Consider the following 24,049-nt stretch of genomic DNA (forward strand, 5'->3'; position numbering starts at 1 on the left):
CTTGATATTATATCCTACGAGAAATTTGAAGAAGATTATTACAACAGTTATACCGAGTTAAATAAATGAAATTAGGTGAATTATTCTTTGAACTCAAAACCAAAGATACCAGTTTCAGCGCTCAAATAAAACAAGCGGAAAAAAATACACTATTATTCGCCGCTAAAGTGTCTGGGGCATATTATAGCTTAGATCGTTTGGTCGGAGGAACACTCCGAACGGGAACCGGTCTTGTGAATCTTGCTACTGAAGCTGGGGTATCAGCAAGCGCGATAAACGCGGTAGGCATAGCAGCCGCAAAGCTCAACGCCGGTCTTAGCTTAGGTGATGCAAATAATCAGTTAGCTGGATTTCTTGCAAATCTGCAACAAATAAGAACAACAGGGCAAGGAAACACAGAATTTCTTGGCAAAATATCTGAACTTTCAGGTGTTGGCACAGGAGCGTTAAATTTATTAGATGGGTCTGTGCTTGACGCTTTCATGAGAATAGCCGACGTTACCGAAAAGATGGATAGGCAAAAAGTGTCTCAGATCGTAAGATCTATGGGGCTAGGCATTGGCTGGGTTGATTTTATGATGAAACCTAGAGCGGAAAGAGAAAATTTACTGGCTGAATCTGGAACAATATCCGATAAGCAAATAAAAGCCGCTGATGAAGCTAATAGAGCCATAAAAAATACAAGTATAGCTCTTGAAGTATTGACTAATAAGATTTTAGCAGAGCTTGCTCCGGCGATTTCAGATGCCGCGAAATGGATAACTGAAAAAATTAATGAAGTAGACGCTAGTAAAATAGAAATATTTTTTAATGGCTGGATTGATGGAATTAAAGGTGTTGGAAAAACAGTCGCAGATAGTGCCGACTTAGCCCTGACATCTGGAATGCTTGGTATTTCCAAACTTCAAGATCTTATGAGTGGCAAAGATAGACAGGAAACAGCGCAATTATATAAGCATGCGGGAAAATTGATTGGAGATATTGGGAATACTGTAGGTCTTTTTCCTAACATGAAAGAATCTGTAGAGGATTTTGTCGCCCAGCATGGAGGTAAGGGCGGGACTAAACCAGTAATACTTTTGCCTATGACGGAAGAACAAGACAGGGCGATGAAGATGACTGATATTTTCGGTGACAACGCCAATATTCCGCTGCCATCACCAGATAAAACACTTAACATGAATAACGATATAAAAGTAACAGTACACTCTTCAAATATTGATGACGGCAAAAAAGTCGGTGAGAATATAGGGAAGGGCATTAGTGGACAAATAATGAAAGCCGCTGACCGTCAGAATATAGGACAATATTAATGGCTGAGGAAGAAAGCGGCAAAAAAGTATTTAATGATGTTAAGGACTCTTTTGGTAAATATATCGTTGCCCCTATAAGTCAGTTTGGTTTAGGAGGCTTTGTTTTTGACGGTGAAGAAGAGACTGTATTAAATTTACATGCCGACATTACCGACCATTTTACTGAAGGCAATTTTTCTGTTCAAGACCATATAGCCTTAAAGCCGAAAATAGTTAAGTTAAACACATTTGTAGGAGAGTTGGTTCATCATAATGAAATACAGGGCAGTGGAGACACGCAGAGAATAGCGCGCAAACTAACGACTATAAATAGTTATCTGCCGTCTTTAAGTGCCGCATCCAACCAAATAAAAAAAATATTAGATAAAAACGACAAGGAACAGATTTTTAACAATGTAACCGATAATGCGCTTAATATATACGGTATGATTAAAAACATAGCTCCTCCACTACCAAAACAGCAAGTGGCTTATCAATATCTCAAAGCTCTATACGAGCAAAAAATACCAGTTAGTTTGCAAACACCTTTTGAATTTTGCTCTTCTATGGCAATAGAAGATATAACTGCCATTCAGGATGAGCATAGTCGCTACATCAGTAATTTTATTATTACCTTAAAAGAGATACGAACAGTATCATTTAACATTTTATCATTCAGTAAAATTTTAGACGGTAGGGCTGGGCAACAGGCCACAAAAGAAGTTGATAGAGGTGTTATAAAGGGAATAGAATCCACTGTGAACTCTATCGTGGAGAGTTTCAAATGAGGCTTATAGATAAGATTACAGCAAATGCTGCACAGAAAATAACACTAAATTCGGATGATGGAGAAGAAATAAAATTATATCTACGTTATTTACCATCTGTTGAATCATGGAGTTATGAGCTTAATTATAAAAATTATACGGTAAAAGGCGAGAGGCTGGTACTTTCTCCTAATATTTTAAGAAAATATAAAAACCTCTTTTTATTTGGAATAGCAATCATATCGGAGGACGGGCTAGATCCCTCATATATAGACGATTTTGCTACAGGTAGAGTTAAGCTTTATTTGCTATCTAATGACGATAAAAATGTTTTAGAAAACGAAATTTATGAAAAAATTTAACCGCAATTACCGGCTTAGTGTACAGGTAATGGTTTATGACGGCGGTTCTTGGAAAGCAGACAGTGATAAATTAATATTTTCTTATCCGCTTACCGCTGAATTTTCTATAAAAAGGTCTATTGGCGGTGATTTTAATAGTATGGATATAAATCTATACAACCTAGATGAAACTGTAAGACGTAAAATTTATCAAAATAGGTTCACAGCATCTAAAGAAATATCTGATTTCAAATCTAGAATGACTTTAGTTGAATTGGAGGCTGGGTATGGCGATGATATAAAGTTGGTTCATAAAGGAAGGATTCTAGACGCAGCAAACATACGGCAGGGTGCGAATATAATCACTCATATCCATTCGGTAGATAATGGAATAGGAGTTGATTACACTAACACATATGAAACATTCAGCGTGCCTTCAAACAAGCGGTTAATAGAAGAATTAGCTAAAACAATACCTTTTCTGCAAGTAGGAGTGATAGCTGATGACAATATAAGATACGATAAAGCGGTATCAATTTCTGATAACACATATAGCGCAATCCAAAAATTAGCTGGTGATGATGCGTTCATAGATTTAGGAATTCTTAACGTATTAAAACCTAATCAAGTTATTAATGATGAATTGGTAAATATAGACTCTAGTACAGGTTTACTTAGAGCGCTGGTTGTTGGTGATTCTAATCTCGTAGTTAGTGTATTATTTGAGCCATCAGTAAGGATAGGGCAGGCAATAAGCTTAAGTAGCGAGATACAACCAGAATATAACGGTACTTATAAAATAATAGCCATCCAACATGATTGCGTTATTTCTGGCGCGGTAGGCGGGATCTGTCAAACAACATTACAGCTTAATTCGGTTCTCTCAGGGTTTAAGAAATTTGAGTATATAGGGAAAACATAAAAAAGGTTGAATTTATGAGACAAATAACCAACCCTGATATATTTTCTTTAATAGAGCGCGGGAAAAGAGCTGCTAGTCTTGCTCTAAACGCAGTTAATATAGGTATAATAAATAAATATGACGAGAGCGAGCAAACGGCTGAAATTCAGATTGTTATTAAAAAAGTAGAAAATATTGATTTCTCAGGAGTAAAAACGATAAAAGAGCACCCTCTCCTCTTGCGTTGCCCTGTAATGACATTGTTTGGCGGTAATTCTTTTATCAGCTTACCGATAAAGCAAGGTGATAGCTGCATAGTTTTATTCAATGACCGTGATATTGAAAATTGGTTGCTTAAAGGTGGGATGCAAGTACCAAATACTAATAGAGCCCATGATCTAAGCGACGCTATAGCTATTGTTGGTATTAAGGATCTGCAAAACTCTATAGCAGCAATAATAACGAACGGTATTAGAATACAATTCGCCGATAACTCAAAAATAGATCTAACGAATGATGCTATAGAATCAATCGCTGCTTTGTTTACTCATAATGGAGATATTCTTGTAAAAGGAGGATTATCTATTACCGGCACGATGAAGGGGCTGGCATCTGGCGGATTAGAAATAGATAGCGATATTACACAAGCAAATGGCAAAGTTCTAAAAGCAGGTAATGGGGCTACCGGAACATTTGATCAGGTGGTAGTTGAAAATGGTATAGTGGTAGGCGGGACTTAGTATATGAAGATAAGGGGCTTAGATCTAAACCATGACTGGCTTTTTGGCAGAGGTAAAAACGATTATTTGCTTGCTGACTCAGCTATCGCACTTAATATAAAAACTAGAATTTTAAGTTGGGTTGGCGATTGTTTCTTTGACATGACCGCAGGAATTGATTGGATAAATCGTCTAGGTAAAACAAAACAAAGAGAATTGTTGGAGCTTGATTTAAGGAGAATAATTTTAACCAGTGAAGGAGTGACGGGGATAATATCATTTAATTCACAGTTAATAGATAGAAGTTTTTCCGCTCAATATGAAGTCAGAACAGAAAATTCCACAACATTTTTAGACAATATAAAAGCAGGCGGGTTTAATGGTTGACAAAATAGATGCTGATGGACTTTCTGTAAAATCTCTATCTGAGATAAAAACATCGTTAGAAAATGGAATGAAAGGCATTTTTGGTAGCGATATAAATATAGAACAGAATTCCCCAGATGGGCAGCTAATAAATATATTCGCCCAAGCAGCGGTTGATATTAGGGAGTTAGCAGTCTCAATTAACAGCGGATTTGACCCTAACCAAGCTAGTGGCAGGGTGTTAGATGAACGAGTTACTCTTAATAACATTATAAGGAAAGCTGGAACATACACTATCCAGCCCATATCTATTACAGTTGACAGAAATGTTTATTTATCTGGTTTAGACGCTGATTTTAACAATCCTGATGGCGCAGGTTACACTATTCAAGATTCAGCAGGAAATAGATTTATATTAATTGATAGCGTGACTCTTGTGGCAGGAACTACTTCTAAAAATTTTAGAGCTGAAAATATAGGGCAAACGCTTACCACAATAAATACTATAACAACACCGGTCACATCAGTGTTAGGCGTTACAGCAATAAACAACCCTAGTTCAGCTATAACTATAGGTGAAGATGAAGAGACAGACGCGGCATTGCGACTTCGTAGAGAAAGATCTGTAGCGATTAATTCTAGTGGCTATTTGAACGGATTAAACGGACTTTTACTTTCCATTGATGGGGTAACTGATGTCAAGATACACGAGAACCCGACAGGAAGTGTTGATAGTAATTCTATACCCGCACATGGAGTTTGGGTAGTAATTGACGGTGGGGCTAATTCTGACATAGCTAATGCTATTTATCAGAAAAAATCGTATGGATGTGCGTTAAAAGGTAGTGTTTCCGTAAATATAGACACTGAGTCAGGAGAGGTATTCATCGCTAAATTTGATAGACCTACAGCAGAAAATATTTATATTAGATTTGATATACAGCCTGTGTTATCAGGAGCAGTGTTTGATCAGGCTCTTATAAAAAATTCTGTAATAGACAGCCTTTCTTTTAACATCGGAGAATATTCGGAAACTTCTAGCCTTACAGCTATCGCTTTAGCCTCTATAAACGAGAACGGAGGCGGTGGTGTTCCAGTGAATATGGAAATATCAAAAAACGGCACTAACTGGTTTGATTATTTAATTCCTAGCACTCCAGATAAACAATTTGTCGCCGATGTCTCAAGAATAACCATAACCGAATTGTAAAATAATGGCTGATATTGGCAATATTGTAAGCGGATATATAAATCTGCTAATAATACAATATGCGACCAAACCAAAAGCGCGAGCTATTATAGAGCTGTTTGTTAGCGAGTTACTAGCAAATGGAATATTACAAGACATTAGAGACGCTTATAATGTTGATACGGCGACGGGCAGACAACTAGATATTCTAGGCAAATATGTCGGTGTAGATAGATTTTACAAAAATCAGGACTTAAAAAATTATTTTGCTGTTACTAATTACGATGAAGAAATTATAGATGTTAATAAATTTGGGTTTGTTAATTATTCAAATTCGGACGATGCAATATCAAACGGAACTTTAGATTATAATGATGTTATTCAGGCTAATTTTAGATTGAACGATGATAGTTATAGAATCTTAATTAAGCTGAAAATAATACAAAATCATTCTAATCATTCGCATAAATCAATAGATGATTCCATTTATAACTTTTTTGGCAGCACCGTAATTCCTAGTAGCGACGGGAAAATGGATGTTTATTACTTTATCCCTAAGGAATTAGAAGAAGTTATAAAAGCCGCCATTTTTAAGCAGGTAATGCCGAGACCTATGGGGGTAAGTATTGGGTATATAGCGCAAGAATCCCCATTCTTTGCTTTTACCGGATACGAGAACAACAATAGCGCAAACATCAATATAACAGGATTTACTGATTACGATTCAGGCTTTGAAAAGTCTGGCGCGTCACTTGATTTTAACAAAGTTAATAACGGAGAATAGAAAGTGGCTACTTTAGAAAGAAAACATCAAAAAATATTTGCCGGTAACGCAAATAATAATGGGCAATTTGGCAGCCTGCAAGCTACAACTAAAGTAAAAAGTCAGGACTTAGACGTGCTGCAAGCCCTTACCGCCTTTGTTAACGGCTGGACTGATGCTGTAATCAGCGGTAGACAACTACCAGCTTTAGAAGAATTTCAGGCGCTAAACTATATTAACACCTACCAGCTGTCTTACTTGTTTCAAGAGGGTATTCCAGAGTGGGATGTTGAGACTGAGTATAGGATAGGGTCTGTTGTTAAAAAATCAGAAGCAACAGAACTGTATAAATCAAAAATTAATGGAAATATCGGCAATTCTATCCCCGACGCAACCAGTGATTCAAATTGGTTATATTTAGGTGATTTAGCTGATTTAGTTAATATAAATGTTGAATCAGCAGGAGTGATTCCTATAGGTGGGGTTATTTCTTATGACGGTTCTACTGAGCCTGCAAACTGGATGTTTTGTGATGGACGAGCGATAAGTAGGACTACATATTCTGATCTATATGCCGCGATAGGTACTACGTTTGGGGTTGGTGACGGCTCTACCACCTTTAACATTCCCGACAGACGCGGCATATTTGACGTTGGTAAAGACGATATGGGCGGGACTTCCGCAGGAAGAATTACATCTTCAGGTGGTGGTGTAGATGGCACCGTTTTAGGAGAAACCGGCGGATCTGAAACACACACACTCACTGAATCAGAGCTTCCATCGCATGATCACGATATAGGTAATTTAATTTTAAGCGATACACCTCAACTTGGAACGGGTCCGGTCAAAACCTTTCTTGCCGCAGGTGGTGGCCAAGCTGCTGCTGAAACAACAGGAACGACTGGAAGTGGCGACGCTTTTAGCATTCTCCCTCCTACTATGGTAACCAACAAAATAATCAGGGTATTGTAGGTATACGGTATGATTCCAGCGCAATACGATATTGAGGTGATTCAAGGTTCTGATGATATTAAAGATTTTTTGGTAACCGACCCTGATGGGATTCCTGAAGATTTTACTGGATGCAGCGCAAAGCTACAGGCTAGGCAAGGCGTAGATTCTTCAAGCGCCTTTTTAGAGCTAACCACAGAAAATGGTGGTGTAATTTTGGGTGGAAATGAAGGGACGATTGAAATCATATTTAACAAAGAATTAACTTCCTCCCTAAAAATTTATAAAGGTGTTTATGATTTTGAGATTACCAGCCTCAGTGGAAATGTAAGTCGTTATTTTGAAGGAATTATTACCATCAATAGGGAAGTTACGCGATGAGTGATAAATGTATTGTGAAAATAGTCACGGAGTATCGTGGAGCAAAAGGAGCGAAGGGGGATACAGGCAATAGCGGTAGTACCCTAAGCTTGATAGCTGGTGAGGATCTAGCAGCTTTTAAGATTGTATACAAAAACCCACTAGATCTAAAAGCTTTTTATGCCGACAAAAATGCAATTGAGTCCGCCGATAAAATAGTTGGAATGACTTTAGAGGCGGCTAGTGCTGGCAATAGCGCAGAAATATCCATCGGCAACGAAGTTACAAATCTTGATTGGGATTGGGATTTAGATAAAGATTTAAGGCTATTTCTTGATTCTTCAGGTGAGATAGTGCAGGGCGCACCGGATGAAGCGTTAGTTCTAGTTAAAGTCGGGATAGTTTTAAGCAATACAAAAATATTAGTGCGGATAAGCGACTCAATTTTACTTGAAGGGGATGAGGATATGGTATCGCAGAAAATGGTAGCAAGCGAAAATCTTGCAGCCGGAGATTTAGTGAATATTTTTAATGATAATGGAACAACAAAAGCCAGAAAAGCAAATAACGCTCAAGACAGGCAAGCGCATGGTTTTGTTCTTTCGGCTGCTGCAGCTAACAGTATAGCCGTAATTTTTCTAAATGGCAAAATAACAGGACTCAGCGGATTTACTGGAGGAGCAACCATTTATCTTGGCGAAAATGGACAGCCTATTAACACCGCCCCTACTACTTCAGGATACATAATTCAAGAAATAGGAACGGCATTAAGCGCTACTGAAATATTTTTTAATCCGAATCCAATAATTACAATAGCTTAAAAAAGAGGGTTACTATGGCAACAAAAAAACCGTTAGTCCAAACAGGTGGGCAGTTAGAAGAATTAAAAGATGCAGATGCACTTGATTTAAGCGGTGTAAACACAATGATCGGGGCAACCGACGAAATTGATGGAAGCAAAGGGCTTGTGCCAGCTCCAACTATTGCTGATAAAAATAAATTCTTAAGAGGTGATGGCACTTATGCCGATGCTTTAACCGACGAAGAGAGAGCTGCTTTAGAACAAACATCTGGGGTTAACACCGGAGACCAAACTGATATTTCCGGTAACGCCGAAACTGTAAGTAGTATCGCTGGCAAAGTATCAGCGGGAAACAGTATTGAAATTAGTGGTGATGGCACAAACGATGTTCCTTATGCTATCTCAAAAAAACCACTGCTCAAGCTAATCGCTAATAACTGCGCATTGCCGAATAATTTTGCTGAAAGCACTAATCCGGTACAAAATTATCGCTCACCGCACAAAACTGGGAAAGAGGGGGTGTTCTTAAAAGAAATATTGTGGAAAAATGGTTATCTTGGCACTAATCAAGAAAGTAATGGTTTTCATGATATAAATATAACCGCAGGAATTCTAGTAGCTGATAAATACCACCAGCTACTATTTAATGGACAAGTTAGCGGTACGATGGCGAAGGAGTGGGGAACCGCTGTTGGTAAAGGCGATGTTTATATCCCACCGCACACATTATTTTGGATAAACTCTGACATGGAAGCGGCGGACGCTGACTCCTCAGTTGTGACTGTAGCTGGTATCAACAGAGGTGCTAACACAGTAATAACATATTCTGGAGTTGCCCCAAAAAATGGTGATAAAATAAGGTTTGAATCGGTAGGCGGAACTACTGAACTAAATTATGCTACAAATGGATTTACAGCTTACAAAGTCGCTAACCTTGACACTTTAGCAAATACTTTTGAGATAACTACAATAGCTGATGCTGCTGTTAATTCTACAGGTTACAGCGCATGGACTTCTGGGGGTATTTCAAGACGAGTTTACAACTGGGTGTATAACGCGACCACACCAGCGTTAAATGGTAATGGAGCGGGTGTAATTGGGCAAACCTATGCTAATAGGAAAGATTATACGATGGGCGTGGATTTGCCGGGCGGGATACTTCCGGCGACCATCCTCCCACTTACTCCAGCTAATGTAAATGCTGGAGCCATTCAGTCAGCGACTAAAGGGCAAGTGGGTAGCAATACGCTTAATGGCATTGGCGCGCTATACGCGGGTGCGCTTAATGTATCCGCTTGGTACGGTCAGGCGGGTGTAAATCAAGCGGGTTCTTTGTATAAAGCGACAACCGCCGCTAGCGGATATGCCGCGATGTCAGGTGGTTTAGTAAGTAGTATTGTTATGTCGTCTCAAGGTAGTGGTCATGACGCGCAATCCTTGCCTCCGCTCTTTATTGGTGGTGGCAGCAGTGGCGGGTTTGGTGTGGCGAATCAGGCTATATGGTCGCCACAAGCAATACTCGCTGAAGCTGGAGAAAATGACACGGTGCAAAGTGGAATATTAATAACGGATAGTCTAGGAGTCGCCGGTAATCCTGACCTTAATGGCAATAATAGTATTTATGAGGTAGCTATTAACAATGAGGCAGGATTCATTAATTTTTCAGTAAATGGTGAATCAGCAATTGGGTGGCTGGCTAATAACACGCAGCAATTAGCTTTTATAGATGAGCTGCTGGCGAAAAATGTAAGGCTTGATTTTGCGGTGGTCGCTCTTGGCGTTAATGATTTTGGCTCTTACAATTATTCCGATCAGGATAGTAGGGTTGCCGCCAATAATAATACTATTATGGGTATCCTTAAAGCAAAAGGCGTTAAAAGAACAATAGCCGTTACCGTGCCACCACATACCACTGGTACATTTACCTCAGCGGGTGGTCAGTCAGCGGCAGTTATAACCGATGGCGTAAATACTCCATCAAATGATAATTACAAAGAAAATGGCAGGGTAGCAGCTTATAATACCGGTATCCGCACCGGCTCTATAATCACCAATCAAGATGGATTTATTGATCTAGCTGCTTTGGTCGCTGATCCAAGTGAGTCATGGAAATGGCGTAGCGCCGGACAATTTACTCTTGGTTATTATTCTGGCGTAAAATTCACTGATGATGGAATCCACGCTAATTCAACGGCGGGAATACCTTATAGCGCGTTATGGCTTGATATGGGAGCGGTTACCAATCCGACGACTCTTAAATATAATAAAGATTTAAGCAATCCTAGAAACGGTATAATCGGACAGATTATTCAAAGCAAATTGCCATCATCCGCACCGGTAAGTCTTACTACAGCTAATGGTAAAACTGTAACCAGTATAGAATTGCCAGCAGGTCTTTGGAATGTGCAAGGCATAATAAAAACGGTTCTTGGCTCTGCTGATACTAGCGAGTTTATAGCTGGCATCTCACAAACCGATAATGGTTTTGGTAATGAGGACTCAACCAATATCTCACCAGATGTTTATACAGGAGCGACCGCCACTAAAACATTACTAGCGCCAACGCAAACAATAAAAGTACCAATCGGTAAAGTAGCCACGATTTACTTGGTAGTAAGAGTTAACTTTTCTACCGGTACCGCTAGTGCTTACGGCACTCTTACCGCCCATAGGATAGCTAATTTGTGGTAAGGATTATGGCTGAAGAAAACAAAAACCGTAATCTTACGGATGCGGATGTCGCCGCTATCACTGAGGCTCTAAGAAACAAAGTTATTAAGCAGTTTTACCAAGATTTGGGTAAAGGCGTATGGGGGCTGGTTTGGCGAGTAATCGTTCTTGCTCTTATAGCCATAGCCGCTTATGGCGCGCGAGAGTCGCTAAAATAAAAAACTTATTTTGTAGATAAATTTGTATTCCCTTCAGCCTTCCAATTCTTAGCTAGGGATTGTGCCTTCTCTATTTGCGCTAGAGTCATTTTGTTTTCTAGTATATCTAGCAATTGTTTTGCCTCTGGCAAGCCTTTTGACGCTAATATACTAATATACATATAGGCTTTAACAAAATCACTAGGAACGCCTTCTCCTAACATGTACATTTTACCAAGCTGGAAAAGAGCGGTTCCAAAAAACTTATCGCTTCTTGCCGATTTTTCAAACCATTCTATTGATTTTTTATAGTCTATAGGAACCGCTTTACCTTCTTTATAGATAAAACCAAGCCTTGTCTGAGCGATAGATTGCCCTTGTTTAGCCGCTTTAAGATACCAGTATAAAGATTTTTTATAATTTTTAGGAACATCCTCTCCGTTCATATATTTTTGAGCAAGACGTGCTTGAGCTGACGCCACACCTAACTTTGCCGCCTTCATCAGCCATTCTAATGATAACTTTTTATTTTTATCAAATCCACAGCACTCAGATTCATACATATCACTTAAAAAATATGAACCGATTTTGTCTCCTTGTTCAGCCGCCGCTTTACACCATTTTCCGGATTTGACGAAATCACTTTTTATTGTAGTACCAAAATTATACATTCCTGAAATAATATTTTCATCAAGAAAGCCAATTCCTAAGGATATTGAAGCTGGTAAATTTTCTTTAGATATTTTTACCATTTCATCATAATTATCTTTTACTCCTCTGTAGTAAGCGACGCATAAGATAGATTGCGCCTCAACATCTCCTCGTTCGGCTAGCCATACTGTGTTAGCAAAATTATGTGTTTTATCGGATTGTTGCTCTACATCTCTATTAACTATATTCTCTTCTTCCATAGTTTTATAGCTGTTGTTTTTAGAAGATTTACCGCTATTTCCACTTATGGCTATTAGAAACATAAAACCAAATACTGATGCTAAAAAACTCCAAGAGGTGCGGACACGCTCCTTAGGCTTATTAGCCCCACAATGTATACAGTTTTTAGCATCAGAGCTAAATTCTTTGCCGCAGTCTTTGCATTTGATTAATGCCATAACACAACCTATTTTTTCTCTATACCCTGCTTGATAAGCTGGCGGATGGCTTCGTTACGACTACCGATACGGTTTTCATGTCGCCAGTCTTCAATTTCTGACAACTCAGCTTCTGACAAAAGAAGTTGAATAGATTTATTTTTTTTATCGCTCTTATCCATAGGTAAAATCTTTACTTGTTATGTTCCTTGATACTTGACATGTAAGACATGTACATGATATAGATGAAAATGCTAATCTTTATCTATAACAACAGTAACAAGGAACACATCATGTATAATTCAATCGCAAGCAAATTACAAGCCTTTACACAATCCGGCAATTATGGCGGGTTTGAGGATAATAACGGAGAAATCTACCTTTGCAGTAGAGGTTTTAACGGCGATGTTCGTCTGATACAGGCGAGCAATGGCAAGTTCTGGGATTTAACCAAAGAACAATTTAACGGCTTATTCAATAATATATCTGAAAAGGAGGCTGCGTAATGTCTGATTTAATCATCCAGCAATTTGACGAGGCTGAAATCCGTATTATTGACGAAAACGGAGAACCATTATTTTGCGCTAAAGATGTTTGTGATGTTCTTGGATATGGAAATTCAAGGGAGGCTTTGTCAAAACATTGTAGAGAGGGGGGCGTCACGAAACGTGACACCCCTACATCTAGTGGTGAGCAATTAATGGCATACATAAATGAAGGGAATCTTTATCGCCTAATCGCCAAAAGCAAATTACCCGCTGCTGAAAGATTTGAATCATGGGTGTTTGATGAAGTCCTCCCCTCCATCCGTAAGAAAGGACATTATGGTAAAGACCCTGTTGAGTTGCTCAACGACCCGTCAGCGATGCGTGGGCTATTATTAACCTATAGTGAAAAGGTGATTGCTTTGGAGAAGAAAGTAGAAACGGACGCGCCGAAAGTAACTTTCTATGACAGTTTTGCCAACACGGATGGTTTGTATAATTTACAGAACGCAGCCAGAGCGTTAGGGAAGCAGCCTAATTTGTTTATTCGCAAACTGAAAGAAAAATATTTATTCTATCAGGGTAAATCTTTAGTGCCCTACATTCAGTACCGACAACGAGGATTGTTTGACGTAAAAGTAACTATCGTTGATGACAAGCAGAGGGCGCAGACCTTCATAACGCCGAAAGGTTTACAGTTCTTCGGAAGTCAGACACAGGAAGCTGTAGCATAAGAAAATTAACCAATTAACCATTTTAGACCCCGCCGTAACAAGCGGGGTTTTTTAATAAATAGGGATAGAGAAAGAAGGTAGGATATGCCACAGTTCAACGATACCAGCAAAAAGCGTCGTGACACCTGTCACCCGCATCTTATTGATTTGATGAACGAGGCGATAAAAATAATGGATTTTACCATTGTTTGTGGGCACAGGGGTAAGCTGGCGCAGAATACGGCATTTATGACAGGCAGGAGCAAGTTAAAATTTCCTAACTCCAAACACAATAAAACGCCATCCCTTGCCATAGATATAGCTCCAGTAAAATATAAGCCTAACGGGGCAATGTGGATAGACTGGAACGATATACAGAGCTTTGTTGATCTGTCGCAGGTGATATTTCCAATTGCCGATAAGATGGGTATCCATGTTCGCTGGGGCGGCGACTTCAATATGGATGGAAGAAAAACCACCAATGACGCGTGGGACAAGGGACACTGGGAATTAATGGGGATAGAATCATGAGCGTTGTACTCCCAATAGTTGAGATTGTCGGCGGGCTTATAGATAAGCTGATACCTGATAAGGAGGAGGCGGCAAAAGCGAAGGAGAGACTAAAAGAACTAGACCTAAAAGAACTGGAGTTGCACCTTCAGGCAAGGCAAATGCAGGCGGATGTCAACAAGACGGAAGCCACGCATAAGTCTATATTTGTTGCTGGCTGGCGACCTTTTATTGGCTGGGTATGCGGGATAGCCTTCTTCTATCATTTTGTTTTCCAGCCCATGCTGGTGTTCATTATGGCGGTGCAAGGTGTAGAAGTTAAGCTGCCACAGTTTGATATGAGTTCTTTGCTAACCGTTCTTATGGGAATGTTAGGTCTTGGCACTTTACGCACCGCTGAAAAAATTAAGGGCGTGAGCAAGTGACCGTGTATATGTTCAAAATAAGTTCAAGATAGGTTCAGCGTTGAACCTATTCGCTTGGTAATTGTTTGTTATATAAGCTGTAATTTTTAGCGCTAAATAAAAACACCAAAACTTTTACACGTCAGAAAAATATGTAAAGATTTTATAGTTTTTTTGATGTATGTTATTTTTTCGCTCCATACTGTATGGGATAAAAAATTAACATAGCCAATATTTTACGAAAAAATTACGAATAAAATAGAGTAGTATTTTGATATAAAAGAAGTTGTTTATGCCGGCTCGAGGCACCACCCCATGTTTCTGATATTTTTTATTTTGTAACTCAAGGTACATTTCATGCTTTTGAGACATTTAGTATTTTATATGAGCATAAAATAATGTTATGTTATAACATAATGAAAACTCTATTGACTAAGTTAATAAATTGCAATAATTAAGTATAAGCCTATCAAAATATATATGGAAGAATAAACATGGACGCTATAATCCGTGAGAAAATGAAATCTGAGAAAGAAAAAGCGAAAGATATAGCCTATACCATTAACCATGCTCTAGTATGCGCTACTACTGATATAATTGATCCTTTTGTCGCCGCTTGGTCACAAAAAAATCTAGGAAAGAAATTACATACAAGCTGGTGTAATTTTACCCATGATCACAGCCATGACCTTAGCGATAATCATGCTCATAGTCATCACGACCATAATAACCGTCATAAACATATCCATAAATGCGACGCTCATCATCCTTGCGATGAAAAAGCGACCTTTGGCGGTTCATTGAAACACTGGATTATAGGAGAGGCGATCGGTGACATTGGAGCTGTTCCAGTGACTATCGCCTTTCAGAGATTTACCCCCAAATTTATGGATTGGTTAAATGATAGCATGGAGAAAGTTCTCGGCAATCAATACAAAAATAGCGCGCGAATCGCCGCTAAGAAATGGGCTAAAAATAGTGGGATAAACAATAATTCTCTAAAAATAAAAGAATATGAAAATGAAATATATAATTATGAGGTAAAGCATTTTGGACAAGCGGCGGTGTGGACGGTAGCGTCAGTTGGTCTAAACATAGCCTCTCAAAAATTTATCACCGGCAACAAACATCCAGTTTCATATCTACTACTATATAAATCACTAGGAGCGGCGACTAGCGCCAGCATATTACTTGGAGGAAGGGCATACATGCCGGAAAAATTCCATTCATGGGACAAATGGACAGCCGACAATATGTTCTCTCCAGCGACTAAAACAATAGGTAAGTTGTTTGGAGTAAAGGAAAAAGAAGTAGAAAATATACTGAAGAAAGAAAAAAGCCTAACCGACTCCTCATGGCAGGAAAAAATAGATACCGACAAAAGCCAGCAGCTACAAAAAAAAGATAAGTCTGTAACTATATGATTACTCAGCAAGTGAATCTCCGCCAGCTTACGCAGGCGGTTTCACTCTAGTTCAAGCTTCGCTTGGCCACAATCTTCCTGCCCTTGTTTTTCTATATAACGCTGTATAATCTTTTCATTTATCCCCACCGTAGAAACAAAATAACTGCCCGACCATATACTATCTGTACCCCAATACACCTTTTTGAGAAACGGAAACTTTACCTTGATTTTGCGTGCTGTATTCGTCTTAATTATTCGTACAACATCTCCTACGCTCATCTTTGGAGGAATAGACACAAGAATATGTATATGATCTTTATCATCATTATATTCCATAATATCTATTTCTGGATAATGTTCCGTTATTTCATAGAGTCTATTCCTCAAAAATTCGCTAACACCTTCGTTGATAATCTTACGACGGTATTTAGTCGCAAAAACAAGGTGATAGTGACATAGATAGATGCAGTTATTTTGTTTCCTGTAACTCATATATTATTTGTAGCAGGAAGATTGTAGCTGCGCTACATCCGCCAGCTCACGCAGGCGGTCTTAGAACGCGGATAAATAAGTTAGATAGCTAACTACTATCAAGCTATTTATTAGGGATAACCATCATGGAAATTTGCCGACCTTCAATACGTGGGGATTGCTCCACCTTAGAGTGTTCCGCTAACATTTCTTGCACCTGATTTATAACTTTCATACCAAGCTCCGAATGGCTCGCCTCCCGACCACGAAAACGCAGCGTAATCTTAACCTTATCACCATCATTTAAGAATGAGATAGCATTACGCATTTTTATTTCCAAATCATGTTTATCAATCATTGGACGCAATTTTATCTCTTTTACTACAATGGTTTTTTGTTTTTTACGGGCTTCATGCGCTCTCTTCTGCGCTTCATAACGATATTTTCCGTAATCAAGAACCTTACATACTGGGGGAGAGGCATTGGGAGAAATCTCCACCAAATCAAGCCCAGATCTCTCAGCGAGCTTAATACCTTCTTGTACAGAAACTACACCTACCATATTTCCACTCGCGTCAATCAATCTAATTGAGGAAGCGATAATGTCACGATTAATACGCGGTTCATCAGCACGACTCATAATAAGCCTAATAACAGTTTAGTCAAACAGTCCTCCTAAAATTAAAACAACAAACCATAAACCTACAGGAAAATCCTACAGAGCGATTATAACTCAAAAAAGTTAAAAATCAATTCCATAGCGATAATACACAAAAAATCAAGGCTAAATTAGTAATGTAGGCTGTAATTATAACTAAAGTGGCACTTTTACTTCACCTAAAATACCTGCCTTTGCCTCTGTAAAAGAAACAGTTTTCTGTTCTTGTGAACCTAATCTTCTTACAGAAACGCCGCCATTTTCCGCTTCTTTAGCTCCAACCACAAACATAACCGGTACTTTTCTTAGACTATGCTCTCTTACCTTATAGTTTATCTTACCACTAGATATATCAAGCTCCGCTCTTATTCCAACCTCTAACAGACTTTCATAGACTTCTTTCGCGTAATCATCAGCGGCTTCGGTAATAGTAGCGACCACAACCTGCACCGGCGCAAGCCACATTGGCAGCTTGCCTGAATATTCCTCAATTAAGATACCAATGAAACGTTCAATTGAACCCAAAATCGCCCGATGCAACATAACCGGACGCTGCTTGCTACCATCTGTTGCTATATAATTAGCTTCTAGCCTTTCTGGAAGTACAAAATCAACCTGTAAGGTGCCACATTGCCAATCCCGTCCAATAGCGTCCCTTAATACAAACTCCAACTTAGGTCCGTAAAAAGCTCCTTCACCAGAATTTAATTCCCAATCAAGGCCAGTAGCGGCGACGGCTTCTTTAAGAGCGTTCTCCGCCTTATCCCAAACCTCATCACTTCCGGCTCTTACCTCAGGACGGTCAGAAAATTTTACACTTACCTGCGTAAAGCCGAAGCTTTTATAAACATCTTTAAGTAAATCACAAAAAGCGACAGTCTCACTAGTTATCTGATCCTCAGTGCAAAAAATATGAGCGTCATCTTGAACGAACTCGCGTATACGCATAATACCATGTAGGCTTCCAGAAGGTTCGTTACGGTGGCATGAGCCAAATTCCGCCATTCTAAGTGGCAAATCACGATAACTTTTGATACCTTGCCTGAAAATTTGCACATGACACGGACAATTCATCGGCTTAACCGCCAGCACATGCTCCTCATTTGATTCCGAGATAAACATATTCTCATGGAATTTTTCCCAGTGCCCTGACTGCTCCCATAGACTCTTATCAACCAAAACCGGAGTTTTTACCTCAATATATCCAGCCTTTTTAATTTTTGAGCGAATATAATTCTCAACAGCTCTATAAATAGTCCAGCCTTTATCATGCCAGAACACCATACCAGGTGAATGCTCCTCTATATGAAACAAATCAAGCTCCTTGCCAAGCTTACGGTGATCGCGCTTTTCCGCTTCCTCCAGCATGGTAAGGTAAGCTTTAAGGTCTTTCTCACTCGCCCAAGCCGTTCCATATATCCTTTGTAGCATCTCATTATTTGAGTTACCACGCCAATAAGCGCCCGCCACCTTAAGCAGCTTGAACCCTTTACCGATTTTAGATGTAGAAGCAGCGTGTGGTCCTCTACATAAATCCATAAAATCACCTTGTCGATATAGTGATATTACCTGCTCTTCTGGAATTGACGCTATAATCTCCGCTTTATATTCCTCTCCAATACTCCTGAAATAATCAACAGCGTCATTTCGCTTCCATTCCTCACGCCTTATATCATCACCTCTAGCCACAATTTCACGCATCTTATCTTCAATCGCTTCTAAATCATTACTAGAAAACGGAGTAGGGCGGGAGAAATCATAATAAAAACCATTATCAATGGCTGGACCAATCGTAACCTGCGTCTCTGGAAACAACTCTTTTACCGCTTGCGCCAAAACATGCGCCGTATCATGACGGATAAGCTCCAGACCATCAGCATCACGAGAGGTTATTATCTGAACCTCAGAGTCATTTTCAATCGGCAGGTAAATATCTCTAAGCTCACCATCAACCCGCACGCACAAAGCCGCCTTAGCCAGACCAGCACCAATACTTGCGGCAATCTCCTCACCAGTTACAGGGCTAACGAATTCTTTTTTAGAACCATCAGGAAGGGTAATTATCGGCATATATATTCAACATTCTCTTAAAATATTCAGTAACAACAAACATAACGGTTTATAATTTAAATAATTAGGAAACACTATTTACAATGTAACTACTGAAAATAAAAAGCATTATAAATAAATAAGTAATAGTGAATTTGCAATAATAAAGAGAAAACTATTTTTCTCCCATCACCACATCTTTCGCTATCTGGAAAACCTCACTAGCGTCTAGCTTAGAGCTATCTATAATGTATGAATCATCAGCAGGACGCAAAGGAGCCACCTCTCTTTGCTCATCACGCTCATCACGCTGACGCAAATCCTCAAGCACAGAATCAAAAACAACTTCTATTCCTTGTCCCTCAAGCTCTTTATGACGACGTTTAGCCCGAGCGAACATAGTAGCGGTGACGAAGAACTTAAAATCCGCCATTGGATAAACCACAGTTCCAATATCCCGTCCGTCAAGTATCACCCCTTTACCATTATTACGTGAACTATTCACAAAATCACGTTGAAATTTAAGCAAAATATCACGCACCTCTGAGAAAGCGGACACAATAGAAGCAGCCTGCCCAACCTTCTCTTGACGCAAACGAGGATTTACCAAATCATCTATGGTTATTTCACCAGCTGCCTTTATTGCTTCCTCTAAATCCGCTGGGTTTTTCTTGGCGTAAACTAGCCTCATACCAACCGCTCGATACAGACTTCCAGTATCCAGATAATCAAGATTAAAATTCTCGGCTAACCTTCTGGCAAGAGTACCTTTTCCAGAAGCGGCAGGACCATCAATAGCAACAACTATTGGCAAAACTGAAGAGGGACGACTACCAGAGGCTGTTATAGCGGCACCAAGGCTATTGCAAAGCTCAACAAAATTCGGGAAGCTGGTTGCTATAGCGGTAGCGTCATCTATGGTTATTGGGTTTTTGCTTGCCATTCCCATAACCAAAAATGACATAGCTATACGATGATCAAAATGAGTTTTTATTACCACGCCTCCATTTGGAATAGAGTCATCAGCGACTATATGCAGGTCATCACCATCAGCCCACGCTTTAACTCCACAAGCGGTGAGTGACTCAATAATAGCGTTCAAACGATCACTCTCTTTTACCCGCAATTCCGAAAGCCCCCTCATAATACTTTCACCACTTGCGAAAGAGCAAGCGACAGCAAGTATTGGATATTCGTCTATCATAGATGGAGCGCGCTCGGGGGGGATGTCAACAGGGTGTAATTTACTGGATTTTACCCTAATATCAGCGACCTTTTCACCGGCGATAATCCGTTCATTCTCAAAGCTGATTTTTGCGCCCATTTCTTTCAAAGTAATAAACAAACCTGTACGCAACGGATTTACACAAACATTACGCACTAATATATTGGAATCTTTACAAATAATAGCGGCAACCACTAAGAAAGCGGCAGAAGAGGGGTCAGCGGGAACGTATATCTCATAATTTGATATTTTTTTCTTATTTTTCTTTGTGATAGCACTATTTTCTAAAGTAATTGATAAAGAATCATTATCAAGTTTTTGTGTATCAACATTAAAACCAAAATATCTCAACATATTTTCCGTGTGATCACGGGTAGCTTGCTTTTCTATTACTGTCATATTACCAGCGATATTAAGTCCGGCGAGCAACACCGCTGATTTTACCTGAGCGGAGGCGACCGGTGATTCATACTTGATTGGCATAGGGTTTTTAGCTCCTTTAAGGGCAAGTGGTAACCTGTCACCACTATGCGAGTAAAAACTAGCGCCAATCTGGGTTAGGGGGGTTATCACCCGTTTCATAGGACGACTTCTAAGGCTCTCATCACCAGTAAAGAACGTGGTAAATTCATAAGAGGAGACCAAGCCCATAAGTAGGCGAATACCAGTTCCAGAATTACTCATATCAATTATATCAGGGCTTTCAGAAAGACCAGAAACACCAACACCAGTAACGCTGTAAATACCGCTAGATTCACGTTTAATCGGAACACCAAGCATAGACATAGCGGCGGAAGTACGCAAAACATCTTCACCTTCAAGCAATCCATGAATTCTTGTAACGCCAAGAATCTGTGAGGAAAGCATCAAAGCACGGTGTGAAATTGATTTATCACCAGCAACAACACATTCGCCACAAAATGACTTTATCTGCTTTGAAATTAAAGGTTTTTTTCTATTCTTATCAGTCACAATAGCGCCCAAATCCTTAGTTTTAGGGGTGCGTGGTATATTCTGTTTTTTATTTCCGATCATATCAATCCTATTGTCGTATAATATATATTATGGAAAAAATAGATATATATTTGAATAATAATATTTATTTTTCCATATTTTTTATATTTAATTTCTTTCTTATCTTTATTTCTGAGTTTATGGGGCATCTATAATCTGATGAACTTATCATAGCAGATTTTATTTTCTTAACAGTCAACTTATCAGATAAAAGAAACTGTTTGTCAGACAATTTTGTACTTATTTTAGTCTTGCCATCACCTTTTAACGTGCTCATGTGATACAGTTCTAAACGTACAGAATTCAAGGATGAAGCTAAGGAAGACTTGCCGGAATTTACAAATTTTCTGCCTAAATAGTAACCAGAAAGCTCCCAGTCTATGAGATATTCCCCATTTTCTGGAACATCAAATGAAAGTCTCCTATTTACTTCTTTGCCCACGTCGTAATAATAAATATCCACATAATACTCTCCACTTACCGTAAAATCAGTTAAAAAGCTGAAATTAATGCTTTCATACTCTTTTATAGAACCATCAACGGAGGTTGAAGGACACAAAAAAACAATCTCAGGAAAAGAAATTTTAATATTCTGTGGCAAATCAGCCTTTAGTTTTTCTAACTCAGCATAGAATTTTTTATCTTCCTCCATCTGATTACTAATATATCTGGCATTAAAAAAGGAATGTATTCCTATATAGACAAATAACAAAATATAGAAAGAACACAACGTCAGAACAAAGACCTTCAAAGTTTCCTTTTTACAAATAAACCAGGTGATAATTAACTGTAATAAATAACCAATCCATTGATAAAATATCAGGTAGTAATATACGATTGCTCCACCTATAACTCCTCCTATCATACCTGAGTTTTTAAGAGAAGACAGCAGATAGAAAACAATGGAAAATTGAATAACTAATCCTAATAATACAAAAACAACCAAACGATGCTTCTCAAGTGGTTTTAGCATATTAAAAACCCCTAATCTCCAAAAATACTGTTATGCCAATACGCGTTTTTGTTATCCTTAAACCATTTCTTATTTTCAGGAGTAACAAATTCCTTCAAACATTTTTTGTCAACATTATAGCGATGCATCACAGCTATTAAATCTCGCAAACTCTCTTCGCTCAAAGGTACATCAAGGGAAATATCTAGCTCATCTAAATACCCTGCAACCTTTACTACCCCGTCTATAGACTCCAGCCACGTGAAAAAGCTCTTTTCATCAAGATAAGAAAAAAACGGGTTAGGAGATTTTATAGTGATTATGTTTATCATAACGTTTTCACTGTTTTTTCTTTATTCATAAATCTTCTTTCCTATACATTAATCACCATACCGTCATAGGCAACAACGATACCAGAAGGAACTTCCGATGACAAAATATCATAATCAAATTCATGCGCCAAATGGGTTAAAATCGCATGTTTTGGCTTTACTCTCTCAATCCATTTCAATGTATTTTCTAAATTAGAATGGCTATAAGAAGGTGTATAACGCAAACAGTCAACTAGCCAATAATCCACCCCTGCTAGGGCTTCAAAGGCACTCTCCGGCAACACATTTACATCCGTAGAATAGGCGAAATTGCCTATCCGATAACCAAAAGAGGTGAATTTCCCATGTTTTTGCTGAAAAACAGTTATCTTTACCCCTTTAACCTCAAATTCGTGAACCGGCAAATCTGGTAGTGTATGAGGAGTTAAAGTCGGACGAAACAATACATCAGAGGTAGTAGGTTTTGGCAAAAAAGCGTATGGTATCTTTGACTTCAGAGAATCTATCGTATACGCGTCAGCGTAAATTGGTATAGCTTCGCCTTGTAAAGCATTGAATTGTCGCAAATCATCAACACCATGCGTATGATCGGCGTGGTCGTGCGTATACAAAACAGCGTCAATTTTTTTTATGTTATTCGATAACATTTGCTGACGAAAATCAGGTGATGTGTCAACAACGATATTTACCCCATTGATTTCAATAAATATAGAAGCCCGAAGACGAGTATTTTTAGGATTGTCAGAATTGCATACAGGACAATCACAACCGATAACCGGAACCCCAAACGAATGCCCACAACCAAGTACGGTTATCTTCATTTTATTATACCTTTATACTCTAAATATACCTCTATTTTATCAGCCTTAACTATAGAAATAAAAAGCAATATCATACAAAAAAGAACGCTAAATAAGATAATACACACATGATATGATGTAAAAAGCTTTATAAATCCGCTCAGTATCGCAATAAAAAACAGGCAATATGGAAATACATAAGAAAAAAAATTGGAATCTATAAAAATATTATTTAAATAACCATAAGGTAATAATTTTAATTCCAAATCCTTACCTTCATCTACACCCTTTATTATTAAACCATGACCTCTTCCTTTTTTTAACCAATCTATTGTATCACGGATATAGTTGTATTTCTCCTTTGTAGTACCTGCGAAATGCACAGCATTTTTTTCTCTTATTCCCTCTGACTGCAAGAATCTTAGCGCAAAAAATACTAAAGTAATCCAAGATAAAATAGCCAGAACATATATATTCTCAAAATGTACTGATATAAAAGGCAACCTTATTTCATTGTTTTCAAACCTGCCACCACCCCAAAAATATATAATAAAGACCATTGACGTTATCATCAAATTTCGCCTTTCTGGAATTGAGTCCTGCATATATTATACCATTTTGTTAA

Annotated in this window: 27 protein-coding genes and 1 pseudogene; 18 read left to right on the forward strand and 10 right to left on the reverse strand. The window is 38.7% G+C overall.

Translation table 11 applies throughout. The features are described 5' to 3' along the window. The first annotated feature begins 65 nt into the window (after positions 1–65). The 13 genes from R3D71_05990 to R3D71_06050 are packed head-to-tail and all read left to right on the forward strand — an operon-like array spanning position 66 to position 11,339. On the forward strand, positions 66–1,313 hold the full coding sequence (locus tag R3D71_05990) for a hypothetical protein (GenBank protein ID MEZ5691196.1): 1,248 nt from the start codon (positions 66–68) through the stop codon (positions 1,311–1,313). Next, on the forward strand, positions 1,313–2,080 hold the full coding sequence (locus R3D71_05995; protein MEZ5691197.1) for a hypothetical protein: 768 nt from the start codon (positions 1,313–1,315) through the stop codon (positions 2,078–2,080). The genes R3D71_05990 and R3D71_05995 overlap by 1 nt, the downstream gene beginning before the upstream one ends. Continuing rightward, positions 2,077–2,421: a hypothetical protein gene (locus tag R3D71_06000; GenBank protein MEZ5691198.1), complete on the forward strand. Its 345-nt coding sequence runs from the start codon at positions 2,077–2,079 to the stop codon at positions 2,419–2,421. Before R3D71_05995 ends, R3D71_06000 begins: the two co-directional genes overlap by 4 nt. After that, positions 2,408–3,322 carry a hypothetical protein gene (locus R3D71_06005; GenBank protein MEZ5691199.1) on the forward strand — a complete coding sequence of 305 codons (915 nt, stop codon included), beginning with the start codon at positions 2,408–2,410 and terminating at the stop codon, positions 3,320–3,322. Before R3D71_06000 ends, R3D71_06005 begins: the two co-directional genes overlap by 14 nt. A 14-nt stretch (positions 3,323–3,336) precedes the next feature. Then, positions 3,337–4,041: a Gp138 family membrane-puncturing spike protein gene (locus tag R3D71_06010; protein MEZ5691200.1), complete on the forward strand. Its 705-nt coding sequence runs from the start codon at positions 3,337–3,339 to the stop codon at positions 4,039–4,041. Between the two features lie 3 nt (positions 4,042–4,044). Continuing rightward, positions 4,045–4,407, forward strand: a complete 363-nt coding sequence (locus tag R3D71_06015; protein ID MEZ5691201.1) for a hypothetical protein — start codon at positions 4,045–4,047, stop codon at positions 4,405–4,407. Further along, positions 4,400–5,596: a baseplate J/gp47 family protein gene (locus R3D71_06020; GenBank protein ID MEZ5691202.1), complete on the forward strand. Its 1,197-nt coding sequence runs from the start codon at positions 4,400–4,402 to the stop codon at positions 5,594–5,596. Before R3D71_06015 ends, R3D71_06020 begins: the two co-directional genes overlap by 8 nt. A 4-nt stretch (positions 5,597–5,600) precedes the next feature. Continuing rightward, positions 5,601–6,359: a DUF2612 domain-containing protein gene (locus R3D71_06025; protein ID MEZ5691203.1), complete on the forward strand. Its 759-nt coding sequence runs from the start codon at positions 5,601–5,603 to the stop codon at positions 6,357–6,359. Between the two features lie 3 nt (positions 6,360–6,362). After that, positions 6,363–7,310 carry a tail fiber protein gene (locus tag R3D71_06030; protein MEZ5691204.1) on the forward strand — a complete coding sequence of 316 codons (948 nt, stop codon included), beginning with the start codon at positions 6,363–6,365 and terminating at the stop codon, positions 7,308–7,310. Positions 7,311–7,319: 9 nt separating this feature from the next. After that, a complete protein-coding gene (locus tag R3D71_06035) occupies positions 7,320–7,670 on the forward strand; it encodes a hypothetical protein (protein MEZ5691205.1) in 351 nt (116 codons plus the stop codon). After that, entirely contained in the window at positions 7,667–8,470 is an 804-nt protein-coding gene (locus tag R3D71_06040) for a hypothetical protein (protein MEZ5691206.1), read from the forward strand. Before R3D71_06035 ends, R3D71_06040 begins: the two co-directional genes overlap by 4 nt. A 14-nt stretch (positions 8,471–8,484) precedes the next feature. After that, entirely contained in the window at positions 8,485–11,142 is a 2,658-nt protein-coding gene (locus tag R3D71_06045; protein MEZ5691207.1) for a hypothetical protein, read from the forward strand. 5 nt (positions 11,143–11,147) lie between these two features. Then, positions 11,148–11,339, forward strand: a complete 192-nt coding sequence (locus R3D71_06050) for a hypothetical protein (GenBank protein MEZ5691208.1) — start codon at positions 11,148–11,150, stop codon at positions 11,337–11,339. Positions 11,340–11,344: 5 nt separating this feature from the next. Here the strand turns inward: R3D71_06050 and R3D71_06055 are convergent, their stop codons facing one another. Then, positions 11,345–12,427 carry a tetratricopeptide repeat protein gene (locus R3D71_06055; protein ID MEZ5691209.1) on the reverse strand — a complete coding sequence of 361 codons (1,083 nt, stop codon included), beginning with the start codon at positions 12,425–12,427 and terminating at the stop codon, positions 11,345–11,347. 8 nt (positions 12,428–12,435) lie between these two features. Then, positions 12,436–12,588 carry a hypothetical protein gene (locus R3D71_06060; protein MEZ5691210.1) on the reverse strand — a complete coding sequence of 51 codons (153 nt, stop codon included), beginning with the start codon at positions 12,586–12,588 and terminating at the stop codon, positions 12,436–12,438. 111 nt (positions 12,589–12,699) lie between these two features. On the opposite strand from R3D71_06060, the gene R3D71_06065 reads away from it, so the two are divergent. From R3D71_06065 to R3D71_06085, 5 genes are all read left to right on the forward strand, one after another. Further along, entirely contained in the window at positions 12,700–12,912 is a 213-nt protein-coding gene (locus R3D71_06065) for a hypothetical protein (protein MEZ5691211.1), read from the forward strand. Continuing rightward, on the forward strand, positions 12,912–13,625 hold the full coding sequence (locus tag R3D71_06070; GenBank protein ID MEZ5691212.1) for a BRO family protein: 714 nt from the start codon (positions 12,912–12,914) through the stop codon (positions 13,623–13,625). Before R3D71_06065 ends, R3D71_06070 begins: the two co-directional genes overlap by 1 nt. An 84-nt stretch (positions 13,626–13,709) precedes the next feature. Then, entirely contained in the window at positions 13,710–14,135 is a 426-nt protein-coding gene (locus R3D71_06075) for a hypothetical protein (protein MEZ5691213.1), read from the forward strand. After that, positions 14,132–14,539 carry a holin family protein gene (locus R3D71_06080; GenBank protein ID MEZ5691214.1) on the forward strand — a complete coding sequence of 136 codons (408 nt, stop codon included), beginning with the start codon at positions 14,132–14,134 and terminating at the stop codon, positions 14,537–14,539. The genes R3D71_06075 and R3D71_06080 overlap by 4 nt, the downstream gene beginning before the upstream one ends. Before the next feature lie 473 nt (positions 14,540–15,012). Beyond that, positions 15,013–15,942: a hypothetical protein gene (locus tag R3D71_06085; protein MEZ5691215.1), complete on the forward strand. Its 930-nt coding sequence runs from the start codon at positions 15,013–15,015 to the stop codon at positions 15,940–15,942. Positions 15,943–15,983: 41 nt separating this feature from the next. Here the strand turns inward: R3D71_06085 and tnpA are convergent, their stop codons facing one another. The 8 genes and pseudogenes from tnpA to R3D71_06125 form a co-directional block, all read right to left on the reverse strand. Then, complete coding sequence (tnpA, locus tag R3D71_06090) at positions 15,984–16,415, reverse strand: IS200/IS605 family transposase (protein ID MEZ5691216.1); 432 nt, start codon at positions 16,413–16,415, stop codon at positions 15,984–15,986. A 103-nt stretch (positions 16,416–16,518) separates the two neighbouring features. After that, positions 16,519–17,034 carry a translation initiation factor IF-3 gene (gene infC / locus R3D71_06095; GenBank protein ID MEZ5691217.1) on the reverse strand — a complete coding sequence of 172 codons (516 nt, stop codon included), beginning with the start codon at positions 17,032–17,034 and terminating at the stop codon, positions 16,519–16,521. A gap of 174 nt (positions 17,035–17,208) precedes the next feature. Next, positions 17,209–19,122: pseudogene (gene thrS / locus R3D71_06100) on the reverse strand (threonine--tRNA ligase). A 154-nt stretch (positions 19,123–19,276) separates the two neighbouring features. Beyond that, entirely contained in the window at positions 19,277–21,361 is a 2,085-nt protein-coding gene (aroA, locus tag R3D71_06105; GenBank protein MEZ5691218.1) for a 3-phosphoshikimate 1-carboxyvinyltransferase, read from the reverse strand. Positions 21,362–21,425: 64 nt separating this feature from the next. Further along, positions 21,426–22,313 carry a hypothetical protein gene (locus tag R3D71_06110; GenBank protein MEZ5691219.1) on the reverse strand — a complete coding sequence of 296 codons (888 nt, stop codon included), beginning with the start codon at positions 22,311–22,313 and terminating at the stop codon, positions 21,426–21,428. An 11-nt stretch (positions 22,314–22,324) separates the two neighbouring features. After that, a complete protein-coding gene (locus R3D71_06115; GenBank protein MEZ5691220.1) occupies positions 22,325–22,624 on the reverse strand; it encodes a hypothetical protein in 300 nt (99 codons plus the stop codon). A 41-nt stretch (positions 22,625–22,665) separates the two neighbouring features. Continuing rightward, a complete protein-coding gene (locus tag R3D71_06120) occupies positions 22,666–23,445 on the reverse strand; it encodes an MBL fold metallo-hydrolase (GenBank protein ID MEZ5691221.1) in 780 nt (259 codons plus the stop codon). Next, positions 23,442–24,029 (reverse strand): hypothetical protein, encoded by a 588-nt coding sequence (locus R3D71_06125; GenBank protein MEZ5691222.1) that lies wholly within the window; start codon positions 24,027–24,029, stop codon positions 23,442–23,444. Before R3D71_06125 ends, R3D71_06120 begins: the two co-directional genes overlap by 4 nt. Positions 24,030–24,049: the final 20 nt, after the last annotated feature.

The organism is Rickettsiales bacterium (assembly GCA_041396965.1).
Lineage (GTDB): Bacteria > Pseudomonadota > Alphaproteobacteria > Rickettsiales > SXRF01 > SXRF01.

Coding starts and splice junctions, on each gene's coding strand:
- R3D71_05990 (MEZ5691196.1), top strand. CDS start 66: ATGAAATTAGGTGAATTATTCTTTGAACTCAAAACCAAAGATACCAGT.
- R3D71_05995 (MEZ5691197.1), top strand. CDS start 1,313: ATGGCTGAGGAAGAAAGCGGCAAAAAAGTATTTAATGATGTTAAGGAC.
- R3D71_06000 (MEZ5691198.1), top strand. CDS start 2,077: ATGAGGCTTATAGATAAGATTACAGCAAATGCTGCACAGAAAATAACA.
- R3D71_06005 (MEZ5691199.1), top strand. CDS start 2,408: ATGAAAAAATTTAACCGCAATTACCGGCTTAGTGTACAGGTAATGGTT.
- R3D71_06010 (MEZ5691200.1), top strand. CDS start 3,337: ATGAGACAAATAACCAACCCTGATATATTTTCTTTAATAGAGCGCGGG.
- R3D71_06015 (MEZ5691201.1), top strand. CDS start 4,045: ATGAAGATAAGGGGCTTAGATCTAAACCATGACTGGCTTTTTGGCAGA.
- R3D71_06020 (MEZ5691202.1), top strand. CDS start 4,400: ATGGTTGACAAAATAGATGCTGATGGACTTTCTGTAAAATCTCTATCT.
- R3D71_06025 (MEZ5691203.1), top strand. CDS start 5,601: ATGGCTGATATTGGCAATATTGTAAGCGGATATATAAATCTGCTAATA.
- R3D71_06035 (MEZ5691205.1), top strand. CDS start 7,320: ATGATTCCAGCGCAATACGATATTGAGGTGATTCAAGGTTCTGATGAT.
- R3D71_06040 (MEZ5691206.1), top strand. CDS start 7,667: ATGAGTGATAAATGTATTGTGAAAATAGTCACGGAGTATCGTGGAGCA.
- R3D71_06045 (MEZ5691207.1), top strand. CDS start 8,485: ATGGCAACAAAAAAACCGTTAGTCCAAACAGGTGGGCAGTTAGAAGAA.
- R3D71_06050 (MEZ5691208.1), top strand. CDS start 11,148: ATGGCTGAAGAAAACAAAAACCGTAATCTTACGGATGCGGATGTCGCC.
- R3D71_06055 (MEZ5691209.1), bottom strand. CDS start 12,427: ATGGCATTAATCAAATGCAAAGACTGCGGCAAAGAATTTAGCTCTGAT.
- R3D71_06060 (MEZ5691210.1), bottom strand. CDS start 12,588: ATGGATAAGAGCGATAAAAAAAATAAATCTATTCAACTTCTTTTGTCA.
- R3D71_06065 (MEZ5691211.1), top strand. CDS start 12,700: ATGTATAATTCAATCGCAAGCAAATTACAAGCCTTTACACAATCCGGC.
- R3D71_06070 (MEZ5691212.1), top strand. CDS start 12,912: ATGTCTGATTTAATCATCCAGCAATTTGACGAGGCTGAAATCCGTATT.
- R3D71_06075 (MEZ5691213.1), top strand. CDS start 13,710: ATGCCACAGTTCAACGATACCAGCAAAAAGCGTCGTGACACCTGTCAC.
- R3D71_06080 (MEZ5691214.1), top strand. CDS start 14,132: ATGAGCGTTGTACTCCCAATAGTTGAGATTGTCGGCGGGCTTATAGAT.
- R3D71_06085 (MEZ5691215.1), top strand. CDS start 15,013: ATGGACGCTATAATCCGTGAGAAAATGAAATCTGAGAAAGAAAAAGCG.
- tnpA (MEZ5691216.1), bottom strand. CDS start 16,415: ATGAGTTACAGGAAACAAAATAACTGCATCTATCTATGTCACTATCAC.
- infC (MEZ5691217.1), bottom strand. CDS start 17,034: ATGAGTCGTGCTGATGAACCGCGTATTAATCGTGACATTATCGCTTCC.
- aroA (MEZ5691218.1), bottom strand. CDS start 21,361: ATGATCGGAAATAAAAAACAGAATATACCACGCACCCCTAAAACTAAG.
- R3D71_06110 (MEZ5691219.1), bottom strand. CDS start 22,313: ATGCTAAAACCACTTGAGAAGCATCGTTTGGTTGTTTTTGTATTATTA.
- R3D71_06115 (MEZ5691220.1), bottom strand. CDS start 22,624: ATGATAAACATAATCACTATAAAATCTCCTAACCCGTTTTTTTCTTAT.
- R3D71_06120 (MEZ5691221.1), bottom strand. CDS start 23,445: ATGAAGATAACCGTACTTGGTTGTGGGCATTCGTTTGGGGTTCCGGTT.
- R3D71_06125 (MEZ5691222.1), bottom strand. CDS start 24,029: ATGCAGGACTCAATTCCAGAAAGGCGAAATTTGATGATAACGTCAATG.